The 25,198-nt window shown below is 66.4% G+C and carries 18 protein-coding genes; 3 read left to right on the plus strand and 15 right to left on the minus strand.

Annotated elements, in window-relative coordinates; all coding sequences use genetic code 11:
• Positions 1 to 8: 8 nt before the first annotated feature.
• The 12 genes from DFR67_RS02185 to aspS form a co-directional block, all read right to left on the minus strand.
• Entirely contained in the window at positions 9 to 395 is a 387-nt protein-coding gene (locus DFR67_RS02185; RefSeq protein WP_158539878.1) for an A24 family peptidase, read from the minus strand.
• 89 nt (positions 396 to 484) lie between these two features.
• Complete coding sequence (locus tag DFR67_RS02190) at positions 485 to 1,312, minus strand: shikimate dehydrogenase (RefSeq protein WP_110467901.1); 828 nt, start codon at positions 1,310 to 1,312, stop codon at positions 485 to 487.
• 11 nt (positions 1,313 to 1,323) lie between these two features.
• Positions 1,324 to 3,084: an endolytic transglycosylase MltG gene (mltG, locus tag DFR67_RS02195; RefSeq protein WP_245937659.1), complete on the minus strand. Its 1,761-nt coding sequence runs from the start codon at positions 3,082 to 3,084 to the stop codon at positions 1,324 to 1,326.
• Positions 3,081 to 3,557, minus strand: coding sequence for a Holliday junction resolvase RuvX (gene ruvX / locus DFR67_RS02200; protein WP_110467740.1), 477 nt, complete (start codon positions 3,555 to 3,557; stop codon positions 3,081 to 3,083). Before ruvX ends, mltG begins: the two co-directional genes overlap by 4 nt.
• Positions 3,554 to 6,220: an alanine--tRNA ligase gene (alaS, locus tag DFR67_RS02205; protein ID WP_110467741.1), complete on the minus strand. Its 2,667-nt coding sequence runs from the start codon at positions 6,218 to 6,220 to the stop codon at positions 3,554 to 3,556. The genes ruvX and alaS overlap by 4 nt, the downstream gene beginning before the upstream one ends.
• Positions 6,221 to 6,315: 95 nt before the next feature.
• Positions 6,316 to 7,710, minus strand: a complete 1,395-nt coding sequence (locus DFR67_RS02210; RefSeq protein WP_110467742.1) for a replication-associated recombination protein A — start codon at positions 7,708 to 7,710, stop codon at positions 6,316 to 6,318.
• Positions 7,711 to 7,722: 12 nt separating this feature from the next.
• Positions 7,723 to 8,871, minus strand: coding sequence for a hypothetical protein (locus DFR67_RS02215; RefSeq protein WP_110467743.1), 1,149 nt, complete (start codon positions 8,869 to 8,871; stop codon positions 7,723 to 7,725).
• A 54-nt stretch (positions 8,872 to 8,925) separates the two neighbouring features.
• Complete coding sequence (locus DFR67_RS02220) at positions 8,926 to 9,837, minus strand: transglutaminase family protein (protein ID WP_110467902.1); 912 nt, start codon at positions 9,835 to 9,837, stop codon at positions 8,926 to 8,928.
• A complete protein-coding gene (locus DFR67_RS02225) occupies positions 9,834 to 12,512 on the minus strand; it encodes a circularly permuted type 2 ATP-grasp protein (RefSeq protein WP_110467903.1) in 2,679 nt (892 codons plus the stop codon). Before DFR67_RS02225 ends, DFR67_RS02220 begins: the two co-directional genes overlap by 4 nt.
• A 77-nt stretch (positions 12,513 to 12,589) precedes the next feature.
• Positions 12,590 to 16,267 (minus strand): transglutaminase family protein, encoded by a 3,678-nt coding sequence (locus DFR67_RS02230; protein ID WP_110467744.1) that lies wholly within the window; start codon positions 16,265 to 16,267, stop codon positions 12,590 to 12,592.
• Between the two features lie 173 nt (positions 16,268 to 16,440).
• Positions 16,441 to 17,382: a DUF389 domain-containing protein gene (locus DFR67_RS02235; RefSeq protein WP_110467745.1), complete on the minus strand. Its 942-nt coding sequence runs from the start codon at positions 17,380 to 17,382 to the stop codon at positions 16,441 to 16,443.
• A 51-nt stretch (positions 17,383 to 17,433) separates the two neighbouring features.
• Positions 17,434 to 19,227 carry an aspartate--tRNA ligase gene (gene aspS / locus DFR67_RS02240; protein WP_110467746.1) on the minus strand — a complete coding sequence of 598 codons (1,794 nt, stop codon included), beginning with the start codon at positions 19,225 to 19,227 and terminating at the stop codon, positions 17,434 to 17,436.
• A 96-nt stretch (positions 19,228 to 19,323) separates the two neighbouring features.
• Here aspS and ypfJ point away from each other — a divergent pair, with 96 nt between their 5' ends.
• Entirely contained in the window at positions 19,324 to 20,187 is an 864-nt protein-coding gene (ypfJ, locus tag DFR67_RS02245; protein WP_110467747.1) for a KPN_02809 family neutral zinc metallopeptidase, read from the plus strand.
• Positions 20,184 to 21,818 carry a DUF885 domain-containing protein gene (locus tag DFR67_RS02250; protein ID WP_110467748.1) on the plus strand — a complete coding sequence of 545 codons (1,635 nt, stop codon included), beginning with the start codon at positions 20,184 to 20,186 and terminating at the stop codon, positions 21,816 to 21,818. The genes ypfJ and DFR67_RS02250 overlap by 4 nt, the downstream gene beginning before the upstream one ends.
• A 33-nt stretch (positions 21,819 to 21,851) precedes the next feature.
• Here the strand turns inward: DFR67_RS02250 and DFR67_RS02255 are convergent, their stop codons facing one another.
• Genes DFR67_RS02255 through DFR67_RS02265 form a run of 3 tightly spaced genes read right to left on the minus strand, consistent with a single transcriptional unit; the run spans position 21,852 to position 24,027 of the window.
• Positions 21,852 to 22,034: a hypothetical protein gene (locus DFR67_RS02255; RefSeq protein ID WP_110467749.1), complete on the minus strand. Its 183-nt coding sequence runs from the start codon at positions 22,032 to 22,034 to the stop codon at positions 21,852 to 21,854.
• Positions 22,031 to 23,305: a histidine--tRNA ligase gene (gene hisS / locus DFR67_RS02260; RefSeq protein ID WP_110467750.1), complete on the minus strand. Its 1,275-nt coding sequence runs from the start codon at positions 23,303 to 23,305 to the stop codon at positions 22,031 to 22,033. The genes DFR67_RS02255 and hisS overlap by 4 nt, the downstream gene beginning before the upstream one ends.
• Positions 23,302 to 24,027, minus strand: coding sequence for an MBL fold metallo-hydrolase (locus DFR67_RS02265; RefSeq protein ID WP_110467751.1), 726 nt, complete (start codon positions 24,025 to 24,027; stop codon positions 23,302 to 23,304). The genes hisS and DFR67_RS02265 overlap by 4 nt, the downstream gene beginning before the upstream one ends.
• A gap of 204 nt (positions 24,028 to 24,231) precedes the next feature.
• Here DFR67_RS02265 and DFR67_RS02270 point away from each other — a divergent pair, with 204 nt between their 5' ends.
• Positions 24,232 to 25,182: a peptidylprolyl isomerase gene (locus DFR67_RS02270; protein ID WP_110467752.1), complete on the plus strand. Its 951-nt coding sequence runs from the start codon at positions 24,232 to 24,234 to the stop codon at positions 25,180 to 25,182.
• Positions 25,183 to 25,198: the final 16 nt, after the last annotated feature.

A 25,198-nucleotide genomic window follows, 5' to 3' on the forward strand; every position in this document is an offset into this window, starting at 1 on the left:
GCGCACCGTCACCAGATGCCGCAAGAAAGGGCAGCAGCCACGCTCAGCGGCGGACCGTGTGCCTGCGGGGTCCACCGAGACCTCGCGGCACCCGCCAGGGTGAGCAGTTGGGCGAGCACCATCAGGACGCCTGCCGCCACCAGTGAGCCGGACATCGCGCACAGCGTCGGCACCAATTTGAGGTCGCCGCCCCCGCAGCCGCCCCATGCGTAGGCCACACCGTAGACCACGGCAGCGAGCAGCAGACCGGGTGCCGCGGCGGGATGTGTCGCAGCTCCGACGACGGCCCCGAACAGCGCGGGCAGGGTCAGCGTGTTGGGCAGTCTTCGCTCGCGGATGTCCGAGACCGACAGGGCGACCAGCCAGATCGCGAGTATCGGGACCACCAGGTGCATGGGTCCACCATGGCCCATCGTCGTGCCCGGGCACCCCTGCAAAAAGCCGCGCTGGGGATGGCTGTGGGAACTGTGGACAACACCGACGATCAGACGAGCGCGGCCGCCATCGCCACCCGCGGTGCGGGCATCCCGGTGAACTGCTCCACCTGCCCGAACGCCTGGTTCAGCAACATCACCAGTCCCCCGACCACCATGCCCCCCGCGGCCTCGACCGCTGCCGCCAGTGGTGTCGGCCACGGGCTGTAGATCACATCGAACAGGCGCGGCGCGGACGACAGCGCCGGGATCAGACTTGCTGCCGCGGCGGCCGGCACCGTATTGACCAAGACGGCGCAGTCGCGCGTGCGCTCGCGCAGCGCCGATCCCGGCTCGAACGCGAGCACCTCGGCGGCGATACCGTAGGCGTCGGCGACGGCGAGAACCTCGCTCGCGCGCTCGCGGCTACGAGCGACCACGCTCAAATCCCGGAATCCCGCAGCGGCCAGAGCGGCGACGACCGGTGCGGCGGTACCACCTGCGCCCACCAGGACGGCATGGGAACCGGCACCGTTGTCGACACCGAGGTCGGCCAGAGCCGCGGAGGCACCGTCGACGTCGGTGCAGTCGGCGTGCCAGCCGCCGTCGCGACGTACCAACGTGTTGGCCGAACCCACGGCCATCGCTCGCTCGGTGCGATGGTCCGCGAAGGCCAGGGCGGCGCGCTTGCCCGGCATCGTGACCGACAACCCCACGTACCGCTCGTCGAGCCCCGACACCAGAGCGGGTAATCGCTCGGCCGTGCACTCCATTCGCTCGTAGGTCCAACCGGTCAGCCCGAGCGCTTCGTACGCCGCGAGATGCAGTGCCGGTGACAGCGAATGCGACACCGGAGAACCCAGGATCGCCGCCGCCCGCGGGCCTGCCACGATGCTCATCGACGTCTCATTCATCCGCAGTTCGTTGTCAGCACACCGTTGTCGCACGCCTGTTGACGGTTGCGCTTGTGTTGCTCGAAGTCTTCGGTGAACAGGGTTGTCCCCTGCTGGTCGATCGAGACGAAGTACAGCCAATTGCCCGCCGGCGGATCGAGCGAGGCCTCCAGCGCCGGCTGCCCCACGGCCCCGATCGGTGTCGGAGGCAGCCCCTTCTGCTGATAGGTGTTCCACTTGGTCGCCGCGGTGAAGTCATCGCCGGCGACGTCGATGTTCTGTATCGCGGACGTGTAGTTGACCGTCGAGTCCATCTGCAGCGCCTGGTCGTCACCGAGCCGGTTGACGATGACCCGGGCGACCTTCGGGTAATCCTCGGCGCGGTTCACCTCGCGTTCGACGATCGAGGCGGTGACCAGGGTCTGGTACGGCGTCATGCCGCTCGTGGTGGTCCCCGATTCCGGAAGCCCCCACTGGGCGAACAGCGACGCGCTCCGCGAGATCAGATAATTGAGCATCTGCACCGGGGTCTGCGACGGGTCTATCGCCTCCCAGGACGTCGGCGCGATCAGACCTTCGATCCGTCGGTGGTCACCGTTCAGAGCCGTGACCGCATCGGTGGCCCAGGCGGGAACCCCCAACTCCTGCGGGGTCGCTGTGGCGGCGGCCTGCGCGAGCTCTTCGACGGTGACGCCGCTCTCCTCACCGTTGAGGTCGACGTTGGTCGCCTCCGCCACCCGCGCGAAGACACCGGGCGTCGTCTTACCGTCGATGCCTTCCTTGGTATCGAGTTGCAGGCCCTCGGGGATGACGACTCTGCCGACCCGGTTCTCGGTGTTCGTCATCAACGACACCGCCGTGCTGGCAGGGATCTCGGTCCTCAACTTGTAGAAGCCCGCCGAGATCGGCTCACCGTTTGCTGCGGTGGTGAATGCGTTGACGCTTGCCACCACATCGTTCTCTTTGAGGATCTCACCGAACTTCGTCAGGGTCGCGTCCTGCGGGATCTGCACTATGACGTCTGCGGTACCTGCGGTGTTGGTGAAGTCTTTGTCATCGGCACCGAAGAAGCCGACCACCCGCAGTCCTGCGTAACCGATGCCCCCGATCAGCACCACCATGAACACGACGGCAATCGAGATGACTACCCTGCGCCGACGACGCCTGCGTTCAGCAGCCACGCTTCGTTTCGGCGAACGGTCGCGGGTGGGCAACGGCCCCCCATCACGCCCGGTCGGAGCGCCCACAGAGGAAGACGCCAGAGCACTGCGCTCGCGGGCATCGACCTGCCTGCGGTCGTAGTCCTCGCGGCCGGGATCAGCGAACAGATCAGGGGCATCGTGCGTCGGCGCCGGGTCGTAGGCGCGTGGTGGCGGCTCGTGGCGCTGCCGCGGAGGTTCATGAGCCGTCGCCGACGGCGGTGACTGCTCCGGCCCCATCGGTCCGGGTCCCGGCGGCCGGGACGACGTCGCAGGCGGCGGCGGTCGGCGGCCACCGTCCGATCCGGGCGGAGACCACGGCGAGCCGGCCTGCGGCGAGGTGTCCCGGCGGCGCGGCGGGTCCCGGCGAGGCTCACCCGCACCCCGAGGAGGGATGGCCCGAGGCCCGTGGCGGCCACCTGAACCGTGCGCACCGTCTCCGTGGGTGAAGTACCTCAGTCGTTCAGGGTCGGGATGACCATCGGAACGTCGCCGGCGGTGCGCGGCCCGCTCCTGCTGTTCGCGGCGGTCGCCGTGTTCGGGACCCTCGTCCCGTCCATCGGGTCGGTCGTCGTTCACCCGAGTCCTCCTTGACGGCCCGACTCCAGATCGTGGCGATGTGTCTGTAAATCCAACCATCCCTGCAGGATCGCCACCGCGGCAGCCTGATCGACGACTCCCTTTTGCGCCTTCGCGCGCACCCCGGACGAGCGCAGGGCCTGCTGGGCGGTGATCGTGCTCAAGCGCTCGTCGCTGTAGACGACCGGTACCGGTGAGATCCGCACACCCAGTGCTTCTCCGAACTCGGTGGCCAGTTTCGCGGCATGACCATGTTCATCGCGCAGGGTTTTGGGTAGGCCGACAATCACCTCGATGGCCTCGTACTCCTCGACGATCGCACTGATACGACGCAGGTCCCCGTCATCTTTCGGTGTCCGTGCGACGGTCTCGACCGGAGTGGCGAGGATGCCGTCGGGATCACACGAGGCGACCCCGATGCGGACACTTCCGACATCGATGGCCAGCCGGCGACCGCGCGGCGTCAAGGTCATCGAATCTCGCCGACCAGTTCGCGCAGGCGCGCCAGCGCGGGCCCGATACCGGATGCGTCGGACCCCGATCCCTGTGCCAGGTCTGGTTTCCCGCCACCTCGACCGGACACCAGTGGAGCGAGTTCGCGCACCAGATCACCCGCCTTGATACCACCACTGCGGGCGGATTCGGTGGTGGCGATGGCAAACGGCACCTTGTCGCCGGACGCCGAGAACAGCGCCACCACAGCAACATCGGACGCCACCCGTCCACGAAGGTCGGCGGCGAGGGTACGCAGGTCGCCGGCGTCGAGACCGTCGAGTGAACCGGAGACCACCAGAACGTCGCCGACCCGGTGCGCATCGTCGATCAACGACCCGACCGAGGCGCGGGCGGCATCGGCCCGCATCTTCTCGATCTGCTTCTCGGCTTCCTTGAGTTTGGTCACGAGGTTCTCGACCCGCGCGGGAACCTGGTCACTGGGAACCTTCAGCGACGAGGCCAACCCGGCGAGCAGAGAGCGTTCCTTGGCGAGATAGCGGTAGGAGTCGAGTCCCACGTACGCCTCGATCCGGCGCACGCCCGACCCCACCGACGATTCGCCGAGCAGGGTGACCGGGCCGACCTGCGCCGACGTCGAGACGTGGGTGCCTCCACACAGTTCCATCGAGAAGGGACCGCCCATCTCGACGACCCGCACCACGTCTCCGTAGTTCTCGCCGAACAGCGCCATCGCGCCCATTGCCTTGGCCTCGGCCAGACCGGTCTCGAAGGTGTTGACCGGATAGTTGGCCTCGACGGCCGAATTGGTGATCTCTTCGATCTCGGCGCGCTGGGACTCGGTGACCGGACCTGAAGCGCTGAAGTCGAAACGCAGATATCCGGGTCGATTGAGTGATCCGGCCTGGGTGGCCGAGGGACCGAGGACCTGGCGGAGTGCGGCGCCGACGAGATGTGTGCCCGAGTGGCCCTGCGTCGCGCCGTGGCGCCACGCGTTGTCGACCTGGGCGAGCACGTCATCGCCCTCGGTGATCTCCCCCTCTTCGACGACGGCCTTGTGCAGCCATACCGTCTTGCCCAGCTTCTGCACGTCTTTCACGGTGACCCGCAGGCCCGCTGACGTGGTGATCGTTCCGATGTCGGCGATCTGCCCGCCCGATTCTGCGTACAGCGGGCTGCGATCGAGGATCACCTCGACCGTCTGCCCCTTCGTCGCGCTGCGGACCCGGCCACCATCGGTCACCAGACCCAAAACCCTGGCCTCGGTCACCAACTCGTCGAAACCCGTGAACAGCGTCGGGCCGCGGTCCAAGAACTCGCGATAGACACTGAGGTCGGCGTGTCCGGACTTGCGTGCGGTGGCGTCGGCCTTGGCACGGCTGCGCTGCTCGGCCATCAGCTCCGTGAACCCTTCGCGGTCCACCGCCAACCCGGCCTCTGCCGCCATCTCGAGGGTGAGGTCGATGGGGAAACCGTAGGTGTCGTGCAGGGCGAAGGCATCGCCGCCGCTGATCCGGGTGGCGCCGGACGCCTTCGTGGCGGCAGCGGCGTCGTCGAACAACTTCGACCCGGCCGACAACGTCTTGAGGAATGCCTCCTCTTCACCGACCGCGATCGAAACGATCCGCGAACGTTGTTCCGGCAGGTCAGGATACGACGTCGCCATGGTCTCGATGACGGCCTCTATGAATGCACCCATCGTTGCCTCGCTCGCTCCGAGCAGACGAGCGGATCGGACGATTCGCCTCAGCAGGCGGCGCAGCACGTAACCGCGGCCGTCGTTGCCGGGGGTGATGCCGTCGGCGATGAGCATCACCGCGGTTCGCGAGTGGTCAGCGATGACCCGAAAACGGATTGCATCGGCGGCGTTGGTCGCGGTGTAGGTGCGGCCGGTGAGGCGCTCGGCGACGGCGATGACCGGGGCCAGCAGGTCGGTCTCGTAGACATTGTCGACGCCCTGCAGGATGCAGGCCACGCGCTCGATGCCGAGTCCGGTGTCAATGTTCTTCTTGGGGAGCGGACCGAGGATCTCGTAGCCTTCTTTGCCACCACCGGGCCCGCGCTGGTTCTGCATGAAGACGAGATTCCAGATCTCGATGAAGCGGTCCTCATCGGCTTCCGGACCACCGTCGACCCCGTATTCGGGTCCACGGTCGTAGAAGATCTCCGAACAGGGTCCACATGGACCGGGGACACCCATGGACCAGTAGTTGTCCTTGAGACCGCGCCGCTGGATCCGCTCCGCGGGGACACCGATCTCGTCTCGCCAGATCGCTTCGGCCTCATCGTCGTCGAGATAGACGGTCGGCCAGAGCCGGAGCGGATCGATGCCGAACCCACCGTCGGCCACCGGATTGGTCAGCAGCGTCCACGCGAACGTGATCGCCTCGCGCTTGAAGTAGTCGCCGAAGGAGAAGTTGCCCGCCATCTGAAAGAAGGTGTTGTGACGGGTGGTGATGCCCACTTCCTCGATGTCGAGGGTACGGACACACTTCTGGATGCTCGTCGCGCGGTCGTAAGGCGGTGTCTGCTCACCGAGGAAATACGGTTTGAACGGCACCATTCCGGCATTGACGAACAGCAGGTTCGGGTCGTCGAGGATCAGCGACGCGCTGGGTACCTCTGTGTGCCCGGCCTTGATGAAGTGATCCAGGAACCGCTTCCTGATCTCATGCGTCTGCACTGGAGGTCCTCACGTTTCGACTGCATTTGCTACCGGCCCGCGAACGAACCGAATCCACCCTACTGGCATCAGCGCGCCGAGTTGGTCATCGCCCGTCATCGCCGACCGCGGACGATGTTGCGCAGCCGGCCGAGGCGTGGGCCGATCTCCCGTTCGTGGCCGTGGTCGGTCGGGACGTAGTAGTCGACGCCGACGAGTTCATCCGGAGGGTATTGCTGCGACACGACACCGCCGGGATCGTCATGCGGGTATCGGTACCCGACCGCATTGCCGAGTTTCGCTGCGCCCGCGTAGTGACCGTCGCGCAGATGGGCGGGGACCGCTCCGGCCTTGCCGCCCTCCACGTCGGCGACCGCCGCCCCGATCGCGGCGACCACACCCGCCGATTTGGGCGCGGTGGCAAGGTGAATCGTGGCCTGGGCCAGCGCCAGCCGCGCTTCGGGCATACCGATCAGCTGTACGGCCTGCGCTGCGGCGGCTGCGGTCTGCAACGCGGTCGGGTCTGCCATCCCGATGTCCTCACTGGCGTGGACGACGAGCCTACGCGCGATGAAACGGGGGTCCTCGCCGGCGCTGATCATGCGGGCCAGATAGTGCAGCGCTGCGTCCACATCGGACCCGCGGATGGATTTGATGAAGGCACTGATGACGTCGTAGTGCTGATCGCCGTCGCGGTCGTACCGCACCGCGGCCCGGTCGACGGCGGACTCGACGTGGCTGAGGGTGACCGCCACGGGGGTGACCGCCACGGCCTCCCCGTCGCGGGTGTTCGCGTCGGACAACGCAGCGTCGGCGGCCGCTTCGAGCGCGGTCAGTCCTCGCCGCGCGTCGCCCGCCGAGATCTTTTCCAGATGATCGAGCGCGTCGTCGTCGATGGTCACGGCGCCCGCAAGCCCACGTGGGTCTGCAGCGGCGCGTATCAACAGCTTTCGGATGTCCGGTCCGCCGAGCGATCTCAACTGCAACACCAGCGATCGCGACAACAACGGGGCGACCACCGAGAACGAAGGATTCTCCGTGGTCGCTGCCACCAGCAGCACGATCCGGTTCTCCACCGCATCCAGCAACGCATCCTGCTGCGTCTTGGAGAAGCGATGGACCTCGTCGATGAACAGCACCGTCTGCGTGCCGGAGATCAGCCGACGCCGGGCCGCGTCGATCACGGCCCGCACCTCTTTGACCCCCGAAGACAGCGCCGAAAGCGCTTCGAAGCGACCACCGGCAGCTGCGGAGATCAGGGCTGCCATCGTCGTCTTGCCGGTTCCGGGAGGTCCGAACAGCAGCACCGACGCCGCACCCGAACCGTCGATCAATCGCCGTAGCGGCGATCCGGACTCGAGCAGATGCTCCTGCCCGACAATCTCTTCGAGCGTTGCCGGCCGCATCCGCACGGCGAGCGGTGCACCAGCGGTCGGCCGCGGTAGTCCGGCAGTGATCGTGGCGGGCGGGGCCTCGGGGGCGGCGAACAGGCCGCCCTGGTCGTCAGTCATCGCAGGTGGTGATCAGTGCAGCCAGGAAGAGTCGAGCGCCTGACCGACGGTGTCTGCGAACCCGGCGAGTCCCGGTGCATCCGCCCGGCGGGCGGCGTCGGCGAGACCTGCCCAGCGGTCGACGATCACGCGGGGATCGGAGGTGCTCAGCGCCAGCCCGTGCGGCTCGTCCGTGCGACCGACGTCGGACTCGTCCACCGGGAGCATCCACATCGTCGACAACCACACCCATGCCAGCCGCGCCAGCACCGTTTTGCGGGCGAGTTCGCGGTCCGAACCCAGCGCAGGCCAGATGCCCTGGACCTCGGAACGCCATGCATCGATCATCGAGGTCTCGAGATCCACGCGACGCGCACCGCTGTCGCCGGACAGCCATGGGGTGAATGTCACGAGCGCGTAGGCGATGTCGAGGGAGGCGTCTCGGAATCCGCCCCACTCGTAGTCCATGAACTGCACACCCTCGTCGTTGATCAGGATGTTCTCCGGGCCGACATCGGACGGGCTGAACGCGCGATGTTCGCCTTCCCGGAAGAGTTCGCCTGCCTTTCCCAGAGCGTCGAGTACCTCGGGGTCGACGGTGAGACCGAACACGTCCGCGATCACCCGCGGAGCAGCACGAACCGCAGCATCGAACTGGGCTCGGAGCGCATCGACCGCGATGCCCTCGGCGCCCTGCCGGAGCAGCGCCGCAAAGTCGTTCTCGCCGCCGACCGTCGCGGCATGCATACGGCCCAGTGCCTGCCCCCACGCGCTGACGGCGTTGAAGGTGGCCACCACATCGTTGCTGCCGAGCAGTTCGGTCATGGATTTGCCGTCGCCGAGGTCGCTGAGCACCAACACCCGGGCACGCAGATCGAAAGCGATCAGTGCAGGTCCAGGCCGTGATTCCGTCGGTAGCGCCGTTGCGTACTTGTAGGAGGCGACCTCACGGATGAAGGCCTCGCCCGACACGGCGTCGCCGTCGCCGAGCACCTTGATAACCAGGGTGCGGTCGCCGGAGAACGGGTTCTGCGCTACACGCACCCGAACGACTTCGGTGCGTCCGCTCCCACCAAGGTCTTGCGGGTCGGCTAAAGACACCGGGGAGCCGGCGCGAGCGGCGAGAAGCCGCTCGGCTGCCTGCACCGCGCCGGTGATGTGGCTATCGGCTAGAACAGTCATCCCCTACAACCTACCGAACCGGGCCGCGAACCATAGCCGATAAGGCAACTCGTGTCAGGGATCTGGGGAGACATCCACCGACACTTCGATTTTGCTCTTACGGGATTCGGTGTAGATCACCCCCCGGAGTGGAGGTACATCCTCGTAGTCGCGCCCCCAGGCGACCGTGACGTGCCGTTCGCCGACCAGGGTGTCGTTCGTGGGGTCGAATGCGATCCACCGGTCGCCCGGTAGCCATACCGCGGCCCAGGCGTGGGATGCATCGGCGCCGAAGATGCGTTCTTTGCCAGGCGGCGGGTCGGTGGCGAGGTACCCGGAGACGTACCGGGCGGCCAGCCCCTGCGAACGCAGACACGCGATCGCGACGCGGGCGAAATCCTGACAGACCCCTTCTCGACGGTCCAGGACCGTGGCGACCCGGGTGCTGATCTCGGTCGAGCCCGATCGATAGGTGAAGTCGCGGAAGATGCGCCGGGTCAGCTCGATCACCACGTCGATCAAAGGCGCGCCGGGGATGAAGATCGTCGCGGCGTACTCGTGCACGGCGGGGCTGATCTCCGGGGGGAACAGATCCAGCCGGAACTCGACCGCCCGTGCGGACGCCGAACCGAGCGGCCGGGCGGCTTCCCACGGCCCCTGTGCCGTCGGCGTGTCGAGCAGTCTCTGGTCGATCGGATCGACCTCGACCAAGGACGTGCCCGTGACCTCCAGCCGGCGGTGCGGTGTACGAACATGGAAATAACTGTCGTGGTTGCCGTAGATGTCGACTCCGGTCGACCGGTCGGATGGTTCGGGGTCGATCTCGACCGCGCTGGTCAGCACCCGCTGCCCCGGCAGGTCTCGGGGCTGCAGGTACGCGCGCCCGTAGGAACTCGACACCACGTTGTCGTAGTCGTACCGGGTGCGGTGGGTCACTCGATAGCGACGGGACACGGACTGTTGCGATCCACCGCTCTGCAGGTTCACAGCTGCACCTCCGAGCCTGCGCCCCACAGGGGCTGCATCTCCACCGGGTAGGCGAACCGAGTGCGACCCAACACGTCCGAGATCTCCCGGAGGCCGGAGTTCAGCGTGCGCATGAGTTCGTCGAGTTCGACCCTCCTGCCGCCGGAACCGATGGCCGCGAGGTCGACCGGGTCAACGCGGCGCAATTCGGAGACCAGGTCTTCGACGACTCGCTCGGCGGCTGCGGAACGGACGTCGGTGGGCAACGACGTGAGGTCATCCCGCAATGTGGCCAACTGATAGATCATCGCTCTCGGGTTGCCCTCGTCGAACAGCATCAACGCGGCGACCGAACCCAGCCGGACGATTCCGCGGTTACGCCGCCGATAGATGATCGCCGACTCGTTGGCCACCAGATACGCCTCCAGCAAACCCTGTTCGGTGTCCGCGTCGCGCTGCGTCACCAGGACCGCAGCGGTGAGAGAGGCCAGCATCTGTGCTCGCTCTATCCGGCGGCCGATGTCCATGAACAGCCAGCCGGCGTCGTGGACCATCGATTCGGCCTGCAGTCCGGCCAGTGCGAGCAGCCCGTGCAGGATGTCGTCCTGGGCCCGGCCCAGACCCGAGCCGTCGAGATCCAATTCGTCGGCTGCGATGTCGAGGGCCGGTTGCGGTCCGAGTTCGGTGAGTGCGCGGTCGACCGCACCCAAGACCATCCAGGTGCTGGTCGAGAGCTGATCTCGCACCGCCCGCGCGAGTTGCTGCATCCGGTCCACCGCGAATGCCACCGAACCCGGTGACCGGCGGGCGCTGGTCATGGCGTGTAGGCGAAGTGTCGCGGCCTCCACCTCATCCGGCTCGGGTGCGCCCTCCCCTGAGACATCGCCGATGTTCTTGGCACCTCTGACGATCCCGCCCGTGCCGGTGCTCGTGGCGACGGCGGCCAGGAACAACGGGATCGACGCCGTCCCCGTCATCCAGGGTCGGTACCGGTAGTCCTCGTAGCGCTCACGCGCCACCCTGACCATCCGCGTCGTCAGTTCGGCGCGCTCACCGTAGCGTCCGAACCAGAACAGATCCGACAGCACGCGGGGCGAGCTGACCACCGCGGCATCGGTTCCGCGACGTGTCGCCGCTGATGCGCCGGGGCTGACAGCGATCGTCGCGTCCCGCACCGGCCGGTCCGGTGAATCGGGTACCCGGGACTGCGTGCCGGCCGGCTCCACCGTCGTCACCCAGACGTCCTTGCCCGCGATCGACGTCATCGCCGACCCGGCGGGACCGTCGGCGAGCACGTGGCCGAGACCGCCCGGCATCACCGCATAGCCGGACCCTTGCGCGACGCTGAACGCCCGGATACCCACTGGTGCGGCACGTAGCGGAGAGCCGAGCACCGACTGCCGAAACGGTCCCGGGGTGGTCGACGGTGCCACCGAGAACGGGGTCAGGCGTCGACCGACCCACTGCCATGGTTCCGATTCGATCTGTGCGGCGAGGGCAGAGCTGTCCCCCGCGGACAGCATCGGCCCCAGGGTCTCCTCGCCTGTCCGGAAGTTTGTCACGGTCATGTCCGACAGCTCGGCCAGCAACTTCGATCGCTGGAGATCGTCGCCCGCCCAGTAGGTTTCGACCGAGTTCAGCAGCAGGTCTTCGTCGAGGAGATACCGGCCGGCGGCCGCGAGCACCGTGTTCAGGGCCGGGTTCTCCACCACTGCACTACCGAGGGTGTTCAGTACCGTGACCGCACCTCGCGAGATCGCCTCCACGAGCCCGGTGACACCGAGCCGGGAATCGGTTCGCAGATCGAGCGGGTCCGAGTAGCTGGAGTCCACGCGGCGCAGGATGACGTCCAGGCGTTTGAACTTGCCGAGCGAACGCATGTAGACGGCCCCGTCACGGACCACCAGGTCGGCTGCCTCCACCAACGGGAACCCGAGGATGGAGGCGAGGTAGGCCTGGTCGAACGCGGTTTCCGATAACGAACCCGGGGTCAGCACCGCCACGGTGGGGTCTTCGATGCCCTGCGGTGCGTACTCGAACAGCGCGAGCCGCAGGGTGGCGGCGAACGCCGCCGTGGGACGCGGAACGCAGCGTTGGAACAGACGCGGGAACGCGCGCGACATGAGTCGGCGATCAGCGATCGCGTAACCGATGCCGGACGGCGCCTGTGCCCGGTCGGCGAAGACGAGATGTTCGCCATCGGCAGCGCGACCGATGTCACAGGCGTGCAGGAACAGGCTGTGGGGCTGGGTCTGCGGAAAACGCGCGGCCTTCCGGATGTATCCCGGATGTCCATAGACCATCTCCGGCGGGAGCACACCCGCCGTGATGGTCCGCTGATCGGAGTAGATGTCCGAGAGCAGCGCGTCGAGGACGCGGGCGCGCTGCGCGATCCCCTTCTCCAACTCCTGCCAGCGGGCACCGTCGACCAGGAGCGGAACGCAGTCGAGTTGCCATCGACGTTGCTGCGTTCCAGCACCCGCCGGAGCGTTGTAGGTGATCCCGTCGTCGTCGACGAGCGTCCGCACTCGACGGTCGGCCTGGCGGAGGCCGTCATCGCCGAGGCGTTCGTAACCGTCGATCAGTTCGGCCCACTGGCCACGCAGTGCCCCGGCCCCGTCGAGCAATTCGTCGAAGGTACCGGTCGGCGCCGTGGTCGTGCCGGCGGCCGACGTCGCGTCCGGGCGCCCCGGCATGGAGGCAAGATCGAACAATCCGTGCCGGTCAGACCGATATCGGTCCAGGATTCCGGCGGGTTCAACCCTGGGCAATGTCACCGAAGGACTGTACGTGCTCGCCGCATGTCGAGAATCATCGGTACGCCGGAGTCGGTCGCGAGACGAGCTGCGAATTCGCGCAGCTTCGCGGTGTCGACGGCGTCTGCACGGTGCCCGGAGGCCTCGAACCGCCCGTTGCGACGGGACTCTGCCTCCACCGCGTTGACGGGCGGACGCTCATAAGCCCGGCCCCCGGGGTGGACGACGTGGTACTTCGCGCCTCCGACCGAACGACCGTTGTGGGTGTCCACGAGATCGAATACGAGCGGGGTGTCGATGGTGATCGTCGGGTGGAGCGCGCTCGGGGGCTGCCACGCCCGGAACCTGATACCTGCGACCGACTCCCCCGCCCTGCCGGTACCCGTCAGCGGGACGGGGACCCCATTGCAGGTGAGGATGAACCGATTGTGGTCACCGCCGAGCACGCGCACCTGCACCCGCTCGATCGAGGAATCCACGTAGCGCGAGGTACCGCCGGCGGTCGATTCCTCGCCGAGGACGTTCCAGGGCTCGATCGCGCCGCGCAACTCGATCTCGACGTCGCGGATGTGCACTGTTCCCAGCCGCGGGAAGCGGAACTCGGTGAACGGCGCCAGCCAGGCGGTGTCGAAGTCGTATCCGGCCTCCCGGAGGTCCTCGGCCACGTGCGCGATGTCATCGATCACATAGTGCGGCAGCAGGTGCCGTCCGTGCAGGTCAGCGCCGTGACGTTGCAGTCGAGCCCGGTACGGGTCGTCCCAGAACCACGAGACGAGACTGCGGACCAGCAGCGACTGCACCATGGCCATCTGGTGGTGAGGCGGCATCTCGAAACCGCGCAGTTCCAGTAATCCGAGTCTGCCGCGGGTGGAGTCGGGGCTGTACAGCTTGTCGATGCAGAACTCGGCCCGGTGCGTGTTGCCGGTGATATCGGTGAGCAGGTGCCGTAATGCTCGGTCGGTGACCCACGGCAGGTGATATCCGGTGGCGCCTGCCTGGATCTCCTCGGTGATCCGGTCGATCTCGGCGAACGCGACCTCGAGTTCGTACAGGGCGCTCTCGCGTCCCTCGTCGGCGCGGGGAGCCTGCGAGGTGGTCCCGATGAATCGTCCGGAGAACAAATAGGACAGCGACGGATGGAGCTGCCAGTAGGTGAGCATGGAGACGAGCAGGTCCGGACGTCGCAGCATCGGCGACTCGGACGGACGGATGCCGCCCAGCGTGATGTGGTTACCACCACCGGTGCCGCCGTGACTGCCGTCGATGTCGAACGACTCGGTGCCCAGGCGTACCCGGCGCGCCTGGTCGTACAGCGTCTCGAGGAGCTTCGATTGCTCGGTGAACGACGCGGTCGGCTGGATGTTCACTTCGATCACGCCGGGATCGGGCGTGACCGTCATCGACGTCAGCCGCGGATCCGCAGGCGGGCCGTACCCCTCCACCACGACGGGTTTTCCGATCTCCGCTGCGCTGCGCTCGACCAGATTGAGCATCTCGGCGAAGTCGTCGCCGGTCTCGGTCGGGGGCAGGAACACATAGAGCACACCGCCGCGTTCTTCTGCGACCAGCGCGGTCACAGCACGCCCGCTCGGCTCGACAAGGCCCTGCTCGACATGGCTCGGCTGCGCCCCGGCGGCCTCGTCGGTGGCAGCGTCCTCCGCTTCGCGTGCGGCCTGCGCCGCCGCAGCCCGTTCGATCTGCATCTCCGGGGTTATCCACAGCGGCTCGCCGTCGCCGTGCGTGCCGTGAGGTGTCAGGGATGTGCCGGGACGCGGGCGCGGCAAGGGCTCCCCTGCCATCCCGGTCGGCGGTGCCTCGGGTGCGGCCGCATCCGGTTCGTCCGATTCCTGCGCAGCCACGTCGATCGCTTCGGGCGGCGGCGGGAAATCCGCCATCGCGGTCAGATCTGGCAACGGCTCGATGTCGAATGCAGTGGGATCGGCGTGGAAGAACTGCGGTTGCCCCTCCCAGAAGAGAGCGCTGAGCGGCAACCGCAACCCGGCGGGTGAGTTGCCCGGACTCAGGACAAGACGTCCGCGTCGGGTACGCCACAGGGAGCTGACCCAGCCCGTACCGCGCGGGGCCCGGCTGATCGGCAGCAGGTAGGCCGTCGGTGTGCTCACCGATGAATCGAGTTCGGCCAGCAATTGCCGGCGCCGGTCATCGGTATCGGTCTCGGGGTCGATGTCCTTCTCGACGGCCGCGGTCGCATCCGCTTCTTTGTCCGGCGGTACGCCGACCGGTAGCCGAACGAGCTCGGCCAACCTCAGCAGCGGATCCTCGTACGCCGGGATCACTTGCGAATCGGGCAGCCGCAGCCGGCGAGCCAGCGATTCGATGAACGCCTTGGGCGCCTTCGCCGTCGTCGGATCGGCCGGACCCAGTCCGCCCGGCGACTGCCAGTCGATGGTCGTCTGCGCAGCGGCCTTCGTCGGCCACGGGTCGTCCAGCAGGTCGGGGTCGTTCCACAGAGCCTTGCCGTCCGCACGCCAGATCAGATCGATCTGCCAGCGCGGCAACGGCTCACCGGGATACCACTTGCCCTGCCCCCGCTGCACCACACCAGAAGGCGCGTAGATCTTCTTGAGTCGATCGGTGAGGTCGGAGGCCAGTGACCGCTTGTGTGGTCCGTCGGCCGCGGTGGTCCACTCGGGATCGACCTGGTTGTCGAGCGAGACAAAGGTCGGTTCTCCGCCCACCGTCAGCCTGACATCGCTGGCGACCATCCGGGCATCGAGATCGGTGCCGAGATTCACGATCTTGCCCCACTGGTCACCGGTGTACGGCAACGTCACACGCGGGTCCTCGTGGAACCGGGTGACCTCGTTCGAGAAGTCCATCACAGCATGGCATTTGCCGGTGGCACCGGTGATCGGGGCAGCTGCGCCGGGATGCGGTGTCGCGGCCAGCGGGATGTGACCCTCACCCGCGAACAGACCTGACGTGGGGTCCATCCCCACCCATCCGGCGCCGGGTAGATACACCTCGGTCCATGCGTGCAGGTCGGTGAAGTCGGCATCGGGACCGGATGGGCCGTCGATCGACTTGATGTCGGAGGTCAGCTGGACCAGATACCCGGAGACGAAACGCGCGGCCAACCCCAGCCTGCGGAGGATCGCCACGAGGAGCCAGGCCGAGTCTCGGCACGAGCCGATCCCACTGTCGAGGGTGAACTCGGGCTCCTGGACGCCCGCTTCGAGTCGCACCGTGTAGCGGACGTCGTCGCGAACGGCACTGTTGAGCGCCACCAGGTAGTCGATGATCCGGGTCTTGCCGGTGACCCGGTGATCCTCCACCCATTTGCTCACGAGCGGATCGTCGCCCGCCGAATCCACCGGTCGGAGGTAGACCTCAAGGTCGCGGCGCAACTCCTCGGGGTAGGCGAACCCGACGTGTTCGGCGAACTCTTCGATGAAGAAGTCGAATGGATTGATCGATGTCAGATCGGCGACCAGGCCGATGATGAAACTCAGGACATTGGTGGGCTCCGGGAACACCAGCCGCGCAAGGTAGTTGCTGAACGCGTCCTGCTGCCAGTTGATGAAGTGATCAGCCGGTTCCACCTTCAGCGAGTAGGCCTCGATGGGTGTGCGTGAATGCGGTGCCGGACGCAGCCGCAGAACATGTGGATAGACCTTCGTCAACCTGTCGAAGTTGTACGTGGTCCGGTGTTCGAGTGCCACCTTGATGGTCAACGACCGATACCTCCATGCGCCGGTAAAAACCCTGGCTGCAAGTTGATCACAACTTCGGCGATGACGCCGGGCTCACTGATCGCGCAGGCCGTTGAAACCTGCAAACCCAGGTCGTCCAGGCACATCCAGGTACTGCAACAGCTGGGTGTGCCTGGACGACCTGGGTTTGTGCGCTAGTGCTTGGTCGACGCCACCTTCCGGGTGGTGCGACGGCTGTGTGCCCGGTGGATCAACAGCACCGCGATGCCGGCGACCACGATGCCGACGAGGTTGATCACCAGCTGCCCGGCCGATTCCGCGGCCACCCGCCATTGTCCGAGCGTCGCCGCGATGACGGCGTATCCGGCTGCGGGAACGGTGGTGACCGAGATGAACACCCCCACCAACGCGGCCGACTTCGACGAGACGATCGACAACATCCCCGCGGCGCCTGCCAGCAGTGCGACCACGAGTGAGAACGGGCCGACCTGATAGATTAAGTCGAGTTGATCTGCGGTCGTCACGTCCGTCATCTCGATCCAGCCGAGACGCTCCGCCATTTGGGCGCCCATGCCGGTCACCACCATGGCCAGCGGAAATCCGACAGCAAGCGCCAGCACCGACCGCCGCGCCAGTTCGAAGCGACGTCGAACGATTGCAACGGCAATCCCCGCCAGCGGTCCGAACTCGGGCCCGACCACCATCCCGCCGACGACGGTGACGGGAGAATCCGTCACCACACCGACCGCGGCGAGCAGGCAGGCAAGACAGAGAAAAGCCAGGAACGTGACGCTCAGAGTCGCTTCCTCGTTCGTGTGCTCGAGCAGCTCATCCCACACGACCGCATCGCTCGGACCGCCAGGGGCATCGCGTTCTGCCTGCTCGGCAGCGTTCGACAGCACGGTGTCGAGCAATTCGACGACTATGGCGCCCTCGGCGGGTATCTCCATGGCGCGCAGCGCTTTGAGCACCTCATTCGCCGCTTCCCGCGTGACATCGGCCTCTATGAGGTCGCCAACCGGTTCGAGCGCAGCGCCCGGCACCCTGGTCACGTGCGTGACACCGACCGCGTCCCGCAGCGCTGAGACGACTTCATCAGACCGACTGTCCGAACTGATGATTCGCAGATGCAGCACGCCTGATTATGTATCGTGCTGCCCTGCTTGGGGCGTGGTTTCCCCTTTGCGTCAGCTCTGCGGCGCCGCGGCAGCCTGTTTCGGGGCGGGTGGTTTGGCGTCGATCCCGGATTCTTTGCGCTGGGCCGGGGTGATCGCTGCCGGAGCGTCGGTCAGCGGATCGACACCGCCGCCGGACTTCGGGAAGGCGATCACGTCGCGGATCGAGGGCTGCCCGGCGAGCAGCGCGGTGATGCGGTCCCAGCCGAATGCGATACCGCCGTGCGGGGGCGCACCGAATGCGAATGCATCGAGGAGGAACCCGAACTTCTCCTGGGCCTCCTCGGTGCTGATGCCCATGATCTTGAAGACGAGCTCCTGGACCTCACGCTTGTGGATACGAATGGATCCACCGCCGATCTCGTTGCCGTTGCAGACGATGTCGTATGCGTAGGCGAGCGCTGATCCCGGGTCCGACTCGAGCACGTCGAGCGATTCCGGCTTCGGTGAGGTGAAGGCGTGGTGAACCGCGGTCCACGCTCCCGACCCCACCGCCACGTCGCCGCTGGCTGTCGCGTCGTCGGCCGGTTCGAACAGTGGGGCGTCAACTACCCAGGTGAAGGCCCAATCGCCTTCTTTGATCAGTCCGAGGCGTTGCGCGATCTCACCGCGAGCTGCGCCGAGGAGTGCACGCTGGGCCTTCGCCGGGCCTGCCGCGAAGAACACACAGTCCCCCGGCTCGGCGCCGACGTGTGCGACCAGGCCCGCGCGCTCGGCCTCGGAGAGGTTCTTGGCGACGGGGCCACCGAGCGAACCATCCTCTTGCACAAGAACATAGGCGAGACCCTTGGCGCCGCGCTGCTTCGCCCATTCCTGCCATGCGTCGAGCTGCCGACGCGGCTGGCCGGCCCCACCGGGCATCACCACTGCGCCGACGTAGGGTGCCTGGAAGACCCGGAACGGGGTGTCTTTGAAGTACTCCGCGCATTCGACGAGTTCGAGCCCGAATCGCAGATCGGGCTTGTCGCTACCGAATCGGCGCATCGCGTCGGCGTAGGTGATCCGCGGGATCGGGGTCGTGATGTCGACTCCGATCAGCTTCCACAGGGCGGTCAGGATCTCCTCGGCGACCGCGATGACGTCGTCCTGCTCGACGAAACTCATCTCGACGTCGAGCTGGGTGAACTCCGGCTGGCGGTCGGCACGGAAATCCTCGTCGCGGTAACAGCGTGCGATCTGGAAGTAGCGCTCCATCCCGGCCACCATCAGCAGCTGCTTGAACAGCTGCGGGCTCTGCGGCAATGCGTAGAACGTGCCGGGCTGCAGTCGTGCGGGCACCAGGAAGTCGCGGGCGCCTTCCGGGGTCGAACGCGTGAGTGTCGGTGTCTCGATCTCGATGAAATCGTGGCCGAGCAAGACGTTGCGAGCGGCCTGGTTGACCTTCGACCGCAGGCGCAGCGCATTCCCCGGGCCTTCGCGGCGCAGGTCGAGATAGCGGTATTTGAGTCGGGCCTCTTCCCCTGGGTTCTCGTCGAGCTGGAACGGCAGCGGAGCCGACTCGTTGAGGACGACGAGTTCGGTGGCGTTGATCTCGATGTCACCCGACTGCAGGTTCGCGTTCTCGCTGCCCGCGGGGCGCTGCTCGACCAGACCGGTGACCTGGACGCAGTATTCGGCGCGCAGTCGGTGCGCCGGCGTGGCGACGGCCTCGTCTCGGAAAACCACCTGCGCAAGTCCGGAGCTGTCTCGCAGGTCGATGAAGATGACCCCGCCGTGGTCGCGTCGGCGCGACACCCAGCCGGTCAACGTCACCGTTTGCCCGGCGTTCTCGGCTCGCAGTGATCCGGCGAAATGGGTGCGCAGCACAGTGTTCCTCTCGAAGCTGACTGAAGTCGTATCGTGCAACATCCTACGGCGACGACATTCGGCCGAGAATGCCCCTGCTCATGGGATGCTGGTCGAATGACATTCCGAGGTGGCGGACCACTCGACACGAGCAACGTTTCCGGCGGCGGCGGGGGTCGCGGCAAACTTGCCGTCGGCGGCGGTGCCGGTCTCATCATCGTCATCGTGGCCGCACTGTTCGGCTTCGATCCCGGAGTGCTGGGACTCGGTAGCGACAGTACGAGTTCGTCGACGTCGTCGCAGGATCAGTCGGCGATAGACGAGCAGATCAAGAGCTGCACCATCGAGCAAGCCAATGAGGACACGGTCTGTCGGATCGTGGCGACCACGAACAGCCTCGACGCCGTGTGGGCCGACATCATGCCCGGCTACGAGCCCCCGCAGACCAAGATCTTCGAAGGAAACGTCGACACCGCGTGCGGGCCGGCCACCTCGGACGTCGGCCCCTTCTACTGCCCCGGTGATCAGACCGCCTATTTCGATCCGTCGTTCTTCGACGTTCTCACCGATCGCCTCGGCGGTGGCGACGGCCCCTTGGCACAGGAGTATGTCGTGGCGCACGAGTACGGCCACCACATCGAATACCTGACCGGGGCGCTGCAAAAGGGTCAACGAATGGGTGCTGCGGGCCCGACCTCGGGATCGGTGCGCATCGAACTGCAGGCCGACTGCCTCGCCGGGGTCTGGGCCTTTCACGCGGACAAAGGTCCTGACGCGATGCTCGAACCACTGACCCAGCAACAGATCAACGACGTCATCCAGACGGCCAAGGCGATCGGCGACGACGCAATACAGGGTGACAGCTCGAACCCAGAGGGCTGGACGCACGGCTCGTCCGATCAACGGGTGCGCTGGTTCAACGTCGGCTACGGCGCGGGTGACCCGAACTCCTGCGACACCTTCGCTGCGGGGAACCTGTGACGCGCGCGGCCACCGGGGTCGACCACATCGCCGACGGATATCTCGAGCGTTCCTGCGCTCTGAACCCCATCGAGGCCACGCACCTCGGCGTGACCGGCCACGATCATCTGCTGACCGACTTCTCCCCCGCCGGCGAGGCCGATCGGGCAACGGCTCGTGGTGACGCGCTCGCAGCGTTGGCGGGCGAGCCGGCTGCAGATGACGTCGATCGCGTGACGGTGGCGACCATGAGCGATCAACTTCGTAGGTCGCTCGCCATCGACGATGCGGGTTTGCGTCTCGGCGAGGTCAACGTCATCGAATCACCGCTGCAGTCGGTCCGCGACGTCTTCGACCTGATGCCGACCTCCACCGCCGCCGAGCAGGACATCTTCCTCGCCAGGCTCGCGCAGATCCCGGGCAGCGTCGATTCGATCATCTCGGGCTTGCGATACCGCCTCGAATCCGGTCCACCGCTCACCAGCCGACAGGTGGGCCTCGTTGCCGAGCAGGCCGACACCGCGACTGCGTCGATCTTCAGCAACGCGTCCGCCATCGAGTCCACCGATCAGGTTGATCTCCTCGACGATCTCCGCGGCCGGGTGGGAACTGCGATGACAACCCTTGCGGCGGTGTTGCGTGAGGAGGTGCTCCCCCGGACCACGGATGTCGACGCCGTCGGCAGAGATCGCTACCAACTGCACTCTGCCGAGTTCGTCGGTACGGACATCGACGTCGACGATGCCTACGCCTGGGGACTGGACCTCCTCGAATCGATTGTGGCAGAGCAGGAAATGCTGGCCGAGCAGATCGCTCCCGGAGAAGGGATCGCCGGGGCGCTGGCAGCCCTGAACGCCGACCCGCGCTATCAGATGACGGATCGCAACGCGTTCGTCGCCTGGATGCAGGACCTCTCCGACCGCGCGACCGCGGAAGTCGGGGCGGTTCACTTCGACATCCCCGCGGAACTGACCGCGCTCGAATGCCGGCTCGCACCGTCTGCGACGGGGATCATCTACTACACGATGCCCAGCGAGAACCTCTCACGACCCGGTCGGATGTGGTGGTCGGTTCCCCAGCAGCAGAACGTCTTCCACACCTGGCAGGAAACGACCACGGTTTTCCACGAAGGCGTACCCGGCCATCACCTGCAACTCGGTTCGGCGATGGTCAGCCCCGAGTTGAATCGATGGCGAAAGCTGGCCTCGTTCACGTCCGGCCACGGCGAGGGTTGGGCGCTGTACGCCGAGCGGCTCATGGGCGAACTGGGCTGGCTCGACGATGCCGGTGACCGCATGGGAATGCTCGATTCACAACGTCTTCGAGCCGCCCGGGTGGTCGTCGACATCGGCGTCCATTGCGGCCTGCAGGCACCGAGATCGGTCGGGGGCGGTATCTGGGACGCCGAAAAGGCCTGGGCCTTCCTCGCGGCAGCAGTCGCGATGGACCGCACCGTGCTCAGATTCGAACTCAACCGCTATCTCGGTTGGCCCGGACAGGCGCCGTCCTACGCGCTCGGCCAGCGGGTGTGGCAGCAGGCCCGCACCACCTATGCCCGCACCAATCCGACCCACTCGCTCAAAGATTTTCACAACAAGGCGCTGGCCCTCGGCGGCGTCAGCCTCGATGTCCTACAGGCCGAGTTGGGCTGATCGGCCGACATTCTTGCCCGGCCCACCCATCCGCTACTCGGGTGGGTTCTCTGCGACCGGGAACGTCGGGGTGTGGGCCTGACTCCCCCAGGTCCGGCCCGTGTGTGGAGCCGGGGTGGGATCACCGCTGACCGTGAACGTACAGGCCACGGATCCGGCCATGATCACCACACTCAGCGCGAATGCGGACCACCACAACCGGATCCGCCGGTTCATGTAGCGGACGCCAACTGCGTACTGATGTGTGTCACGACGTCGTCGAGTTTGACTCGCCGCTGCTCGCCATTGGCGAGATCCTTCACCTCGACCTCACCAGCGTCGATCTCGTTGTCTCCGAGCACCAGTGCGAACCTTGCGCCGGATCGGTCGGCGGCCTTCATCGCACCCTTGAGTCCGCGCCCTCCGTAGGCGATGTCGACGCGAACGCCGCCGGCGCGCAGTCGTCCTGCGACAGCGACCAACTCGCTCTTCGCCGCGTCCCCCATCGGTACCCCGAAGACTTCGCAACGCGCATCACCGGCCGCGGCGATGCCTTCGGCCTCCAATGCCAGCACCGTGCGGTCGACCCCGAGTCCGTAGCCGATGCCCGACAACTCGAGTTTGCCGCCCAGCTGCTTCATCAGTCCGTCGTAGCGGCCGCCGCCGCCGATACCGGACTGCGCGCCGAGCCCGTCATGGACGAACTCGAACGTGGTCTTCGTGTAATAGTCGAGTCCCCGCACCAGTCGCGGGTTCTTCTCGTACGGAACACCGAGGCGATCGAGATGACCGATGACCGCGTCGTAGTGCTCGCGCGCGGAGTCGGACAGATAGTCGATCATCAACGGCGCACCTGCTGTGGCCTCCCGGATGTGGGGCCGCTTGTCGTCGAGCACCCGCAGTGGGTTGATCTCGGCACGACGCCTGGTGTCCTCATCGAGATCGAGGCCGAAGAGGAACTGCTGCAGCGCTTCTCGATATTGCGGACGGCACGTGTCGTCACCGAGCGAGGTGATCTCGAGGCGAAACCCCGTCAGACCCAGTGCGCGGAATCCTTCGTCGGCGATCGCGATGACCTCGGCGTCCAGCGCTGGATCGTCGATGCCGATCGCCTCGACGCCCACCTGCTGCAGTTGACGGTAACGGCCGGTCTGGGGTTTCTCGTATCGGAAGAACGGCCCTGCGTACGACAGCTTGACCGGCAATTGCCCCCGGTCGAGACCGTGTTGGATCACAGCCCGCATCACGCCTGCGGTCCCCTCAGGACGCAGCGTCACCGACCGGTCGCCGCGATCGGCGAAGGTGTACATCTCTTTCGACACGACGTCGGTGGATTCACCGACACCGCGTGCGAACAGTGCGGTGTCCTCGAAGATCGGCAGTTCGACGTGCGAGTAGCCGGCCAGCCGTGCTGCCCGCGACAACGTGTCGCGGACAGCCACGAATTGCGCGGACTGCGGTGGGAGGTAGTCGGGAATCCCCCGCGGAGCCTGAAATCCGGCGTTCACAATCCGTGACGTCCCTTCTGACGATCGTTTGTCGTCCCATCCTGCCCGGCACCGGGCAGATCGACCAAAAAGGGATTGGCGGCACGCTCCTGGCCGATGCTGGTCTGCTCTCCGTGCCCCGGCAGCACGACGGTCTCGTCGGCCAACGGCAGCATCCGCTCGGCGATCGAGTCGAGCAATTGCTGGTGATCGCCCCCGGGGAGGTCGGTTCGACCGATCGATCCCGCGAACAAGACGTCGCCGGAGAAACAGACCGGCACCTGACCGTCCGGGCTGTCGACCGATATCCCGAACAGCACCGACCCCTGCGTGTGCCCGGGCGCGAGATCAACCGAGAACTTCAGGCCGGCGACCTCGAGGTCTTCACGGTCGACGAGATCGATCACCTTGTCGGGTTCGCGGAACACGGTGTCGCCGATCATCGCTCCGAGCGCTCGACCGATCCCGGCAGCCGGATCGGCGAGCATGTGCCTGTCAGCCGGATGGATGAATGCCGGTATCCCGAATTCGTCGCACAATTCGGTGGCATTCCAGGTGTGGTCGAGGTGCCCGTGCGTGAGTAGTACCGCCACCGGGTTCAAATCATGTTCCGCCAGCAGCTTGCGAACGCCCGGGGCTGCATCTTGACCTGGATCGATGATGATCGCATCGGAACCGGGGTGCTGCGCCACCACATAGCAGTTGGTGGCGAACATGCCCGCGGGAAAGCCCGTGATCAGCATGGTCTGTACTCCTGGGTCGGGGGAACGTGTACGACCATCATCCCAGCGACGGTAAAACGCTTTTGCCCCGGCCGGGGCGTGCACGGCGGCGCGCCCGCACCACACTCATATAACGTGCTCTCAGCAACTGCTGGCAGACTCGCACCGGTGCCCTGTCCCGGGGCGACGCGAGTACATGACGACTTTTGACGGAGGATCTCTGCGGTGTCGAGCAACGAGCAACGACGGCTGGCTGCGAAACGCAAGCTGGAGAAGCGGTTGGAGCGGCAGCAGCAGGCTGCGCGCAAGCGCAAGATCATCATCATCTCCACGTCGGTGGTCTTGGTGGTGGCCGTCGCCGCGGTGGCCACGACACTCATCGTGAAGAAGGTCGCCGACGACAACGAGAAGGCTCGCTGGGCCGCCTGCACCTTTGTCGAGGATCCGGCGGATCCGTTCGCGGGCCTGCCGGACACCGTTCCTGCCGAGGTGCCCGCCGATCAGCAGCCCAAGTTCCAGCAGTTCCTCGATGAGCTCAAGGCGGGTGCGCCCAACCAACGCAAAGCGCCCATTCCCGGGGACAAGCAACTCAAAGAGGGCACGATCGACGCGGTCTTCGCGACCAGCCAGGGCGACATCCCGGTGCAGTTGAACCGGAAGGACGCTCCCTGCAACGTCGGAGCATTCGAAGGCCTCATCAAAGAGAACTACTTCAACGACACCTCGTGCCACCGGCTGACCAACGATCAGCTCAAGGTGCTGCAGTGCGGCGACCCGACTGCGACGGGTCGCGGCGGACCGGGCTGGCAGAGTCCTGATGAGCCACCCACCGGTTTCGCACCCGCCGGTCAGCCCGATCCGACATCCGGTGCGCAACCGGTGACCTACCCTCGCGGCACCATCGCCGTCGCCAACAGCGGCAAGAACCAGGACACCGGAGCCGGCACCGGTGGCAGCCAGTTCTTCATGGTGATCCAGGACGGCGTCCTGCCTGCGGACTACACGGTCATCGGCACGGTCGAAGAGCCAGGGCTGCAGGTCCTCGACAAGGTGCTCGCGGGCGGGATCACGCCGGGACTGCGTCCGAATCAGCAGACCGGATCGCTCGACGAGAACCCCACCGACGGCAAACCGGTTCTGCCGGTGGAGATCACCACCGCCACCATCACGAATTGAACGTGCCCCTCGGCCG

Origin of the sequence: Williamsia limnetica, from assembly GCF_003217475.1 — a bacterium.
Taxonomy (GTDB): Bacteria; Actinomycetota; Actinomycetes; order Mycobacteriales; family Mycobacteriaceae; genus Williamsia; species Williamsia limnetica.

Coding starts and splice junctions, on each gene's coding strand:
- DFR67_RS02185 (WP_158539878.1), bottom strand. CDS start 395: ATGCACCTGGTGGTCCCGATACTCGCGATCTGGCTGGTCGCCCTGTCG.
- DFR67_RS02190 (WP_110467901.1), bottom strand. CDS start 1,312: ATGAGCATCGTGGCAGGCCCGCGGGCGGCGGCGATCCTGGGTTCTCCG.
- ruvX (WP_110467740.1), bottom strand. CDS start 3,557: ATGACCTTGACGCCGCGCGGTCGCCGGCTGGCCATCGATGTCGGAAGT.
- DFR67_RS02210 (WP_110467742.1), bottom strand. CDS start 7,710: ATGACTGACGACCAGGGCGGCCTGTTCGCCGCCCCCGAGGCCCCGCCC.
- DFR67_RS02215 (WP_110467743.1), bottom strand. CDS start 8,871: ATGACTGTTCTAGCCGATAGCCACATCACCGGCGCGGTGCAGGCAGCC.
- DFR67_RS02225 (WP_110467903.1), bottom strand. CDS start 12,512: ATGCCGGGGCGCCCGGACGCGACGTCGGCCGCCGGCACGACCACGGCG.
- ypfJ (WP_110467747.1), top strand. CDS start 19,324: ATGACATTCCGAGGTGGCGGACCACTCGACACGAGCAACGTTTCCGGC.
- DFR67_RS02255 (WP_110467749.1), bottom strand. CDS start 22,034: ATGAACCGGCGGATCCGGTTGTGGTGGTCCGCATTCGCGCTGAGTGTG.
- DFR67_RS02265 (WP_110467751.1), bottom strand. CDS start 24,027: ATGCTGATCACGGGCTTTCCCGCGGGCATGTTCGCCACCAACTGCTAT.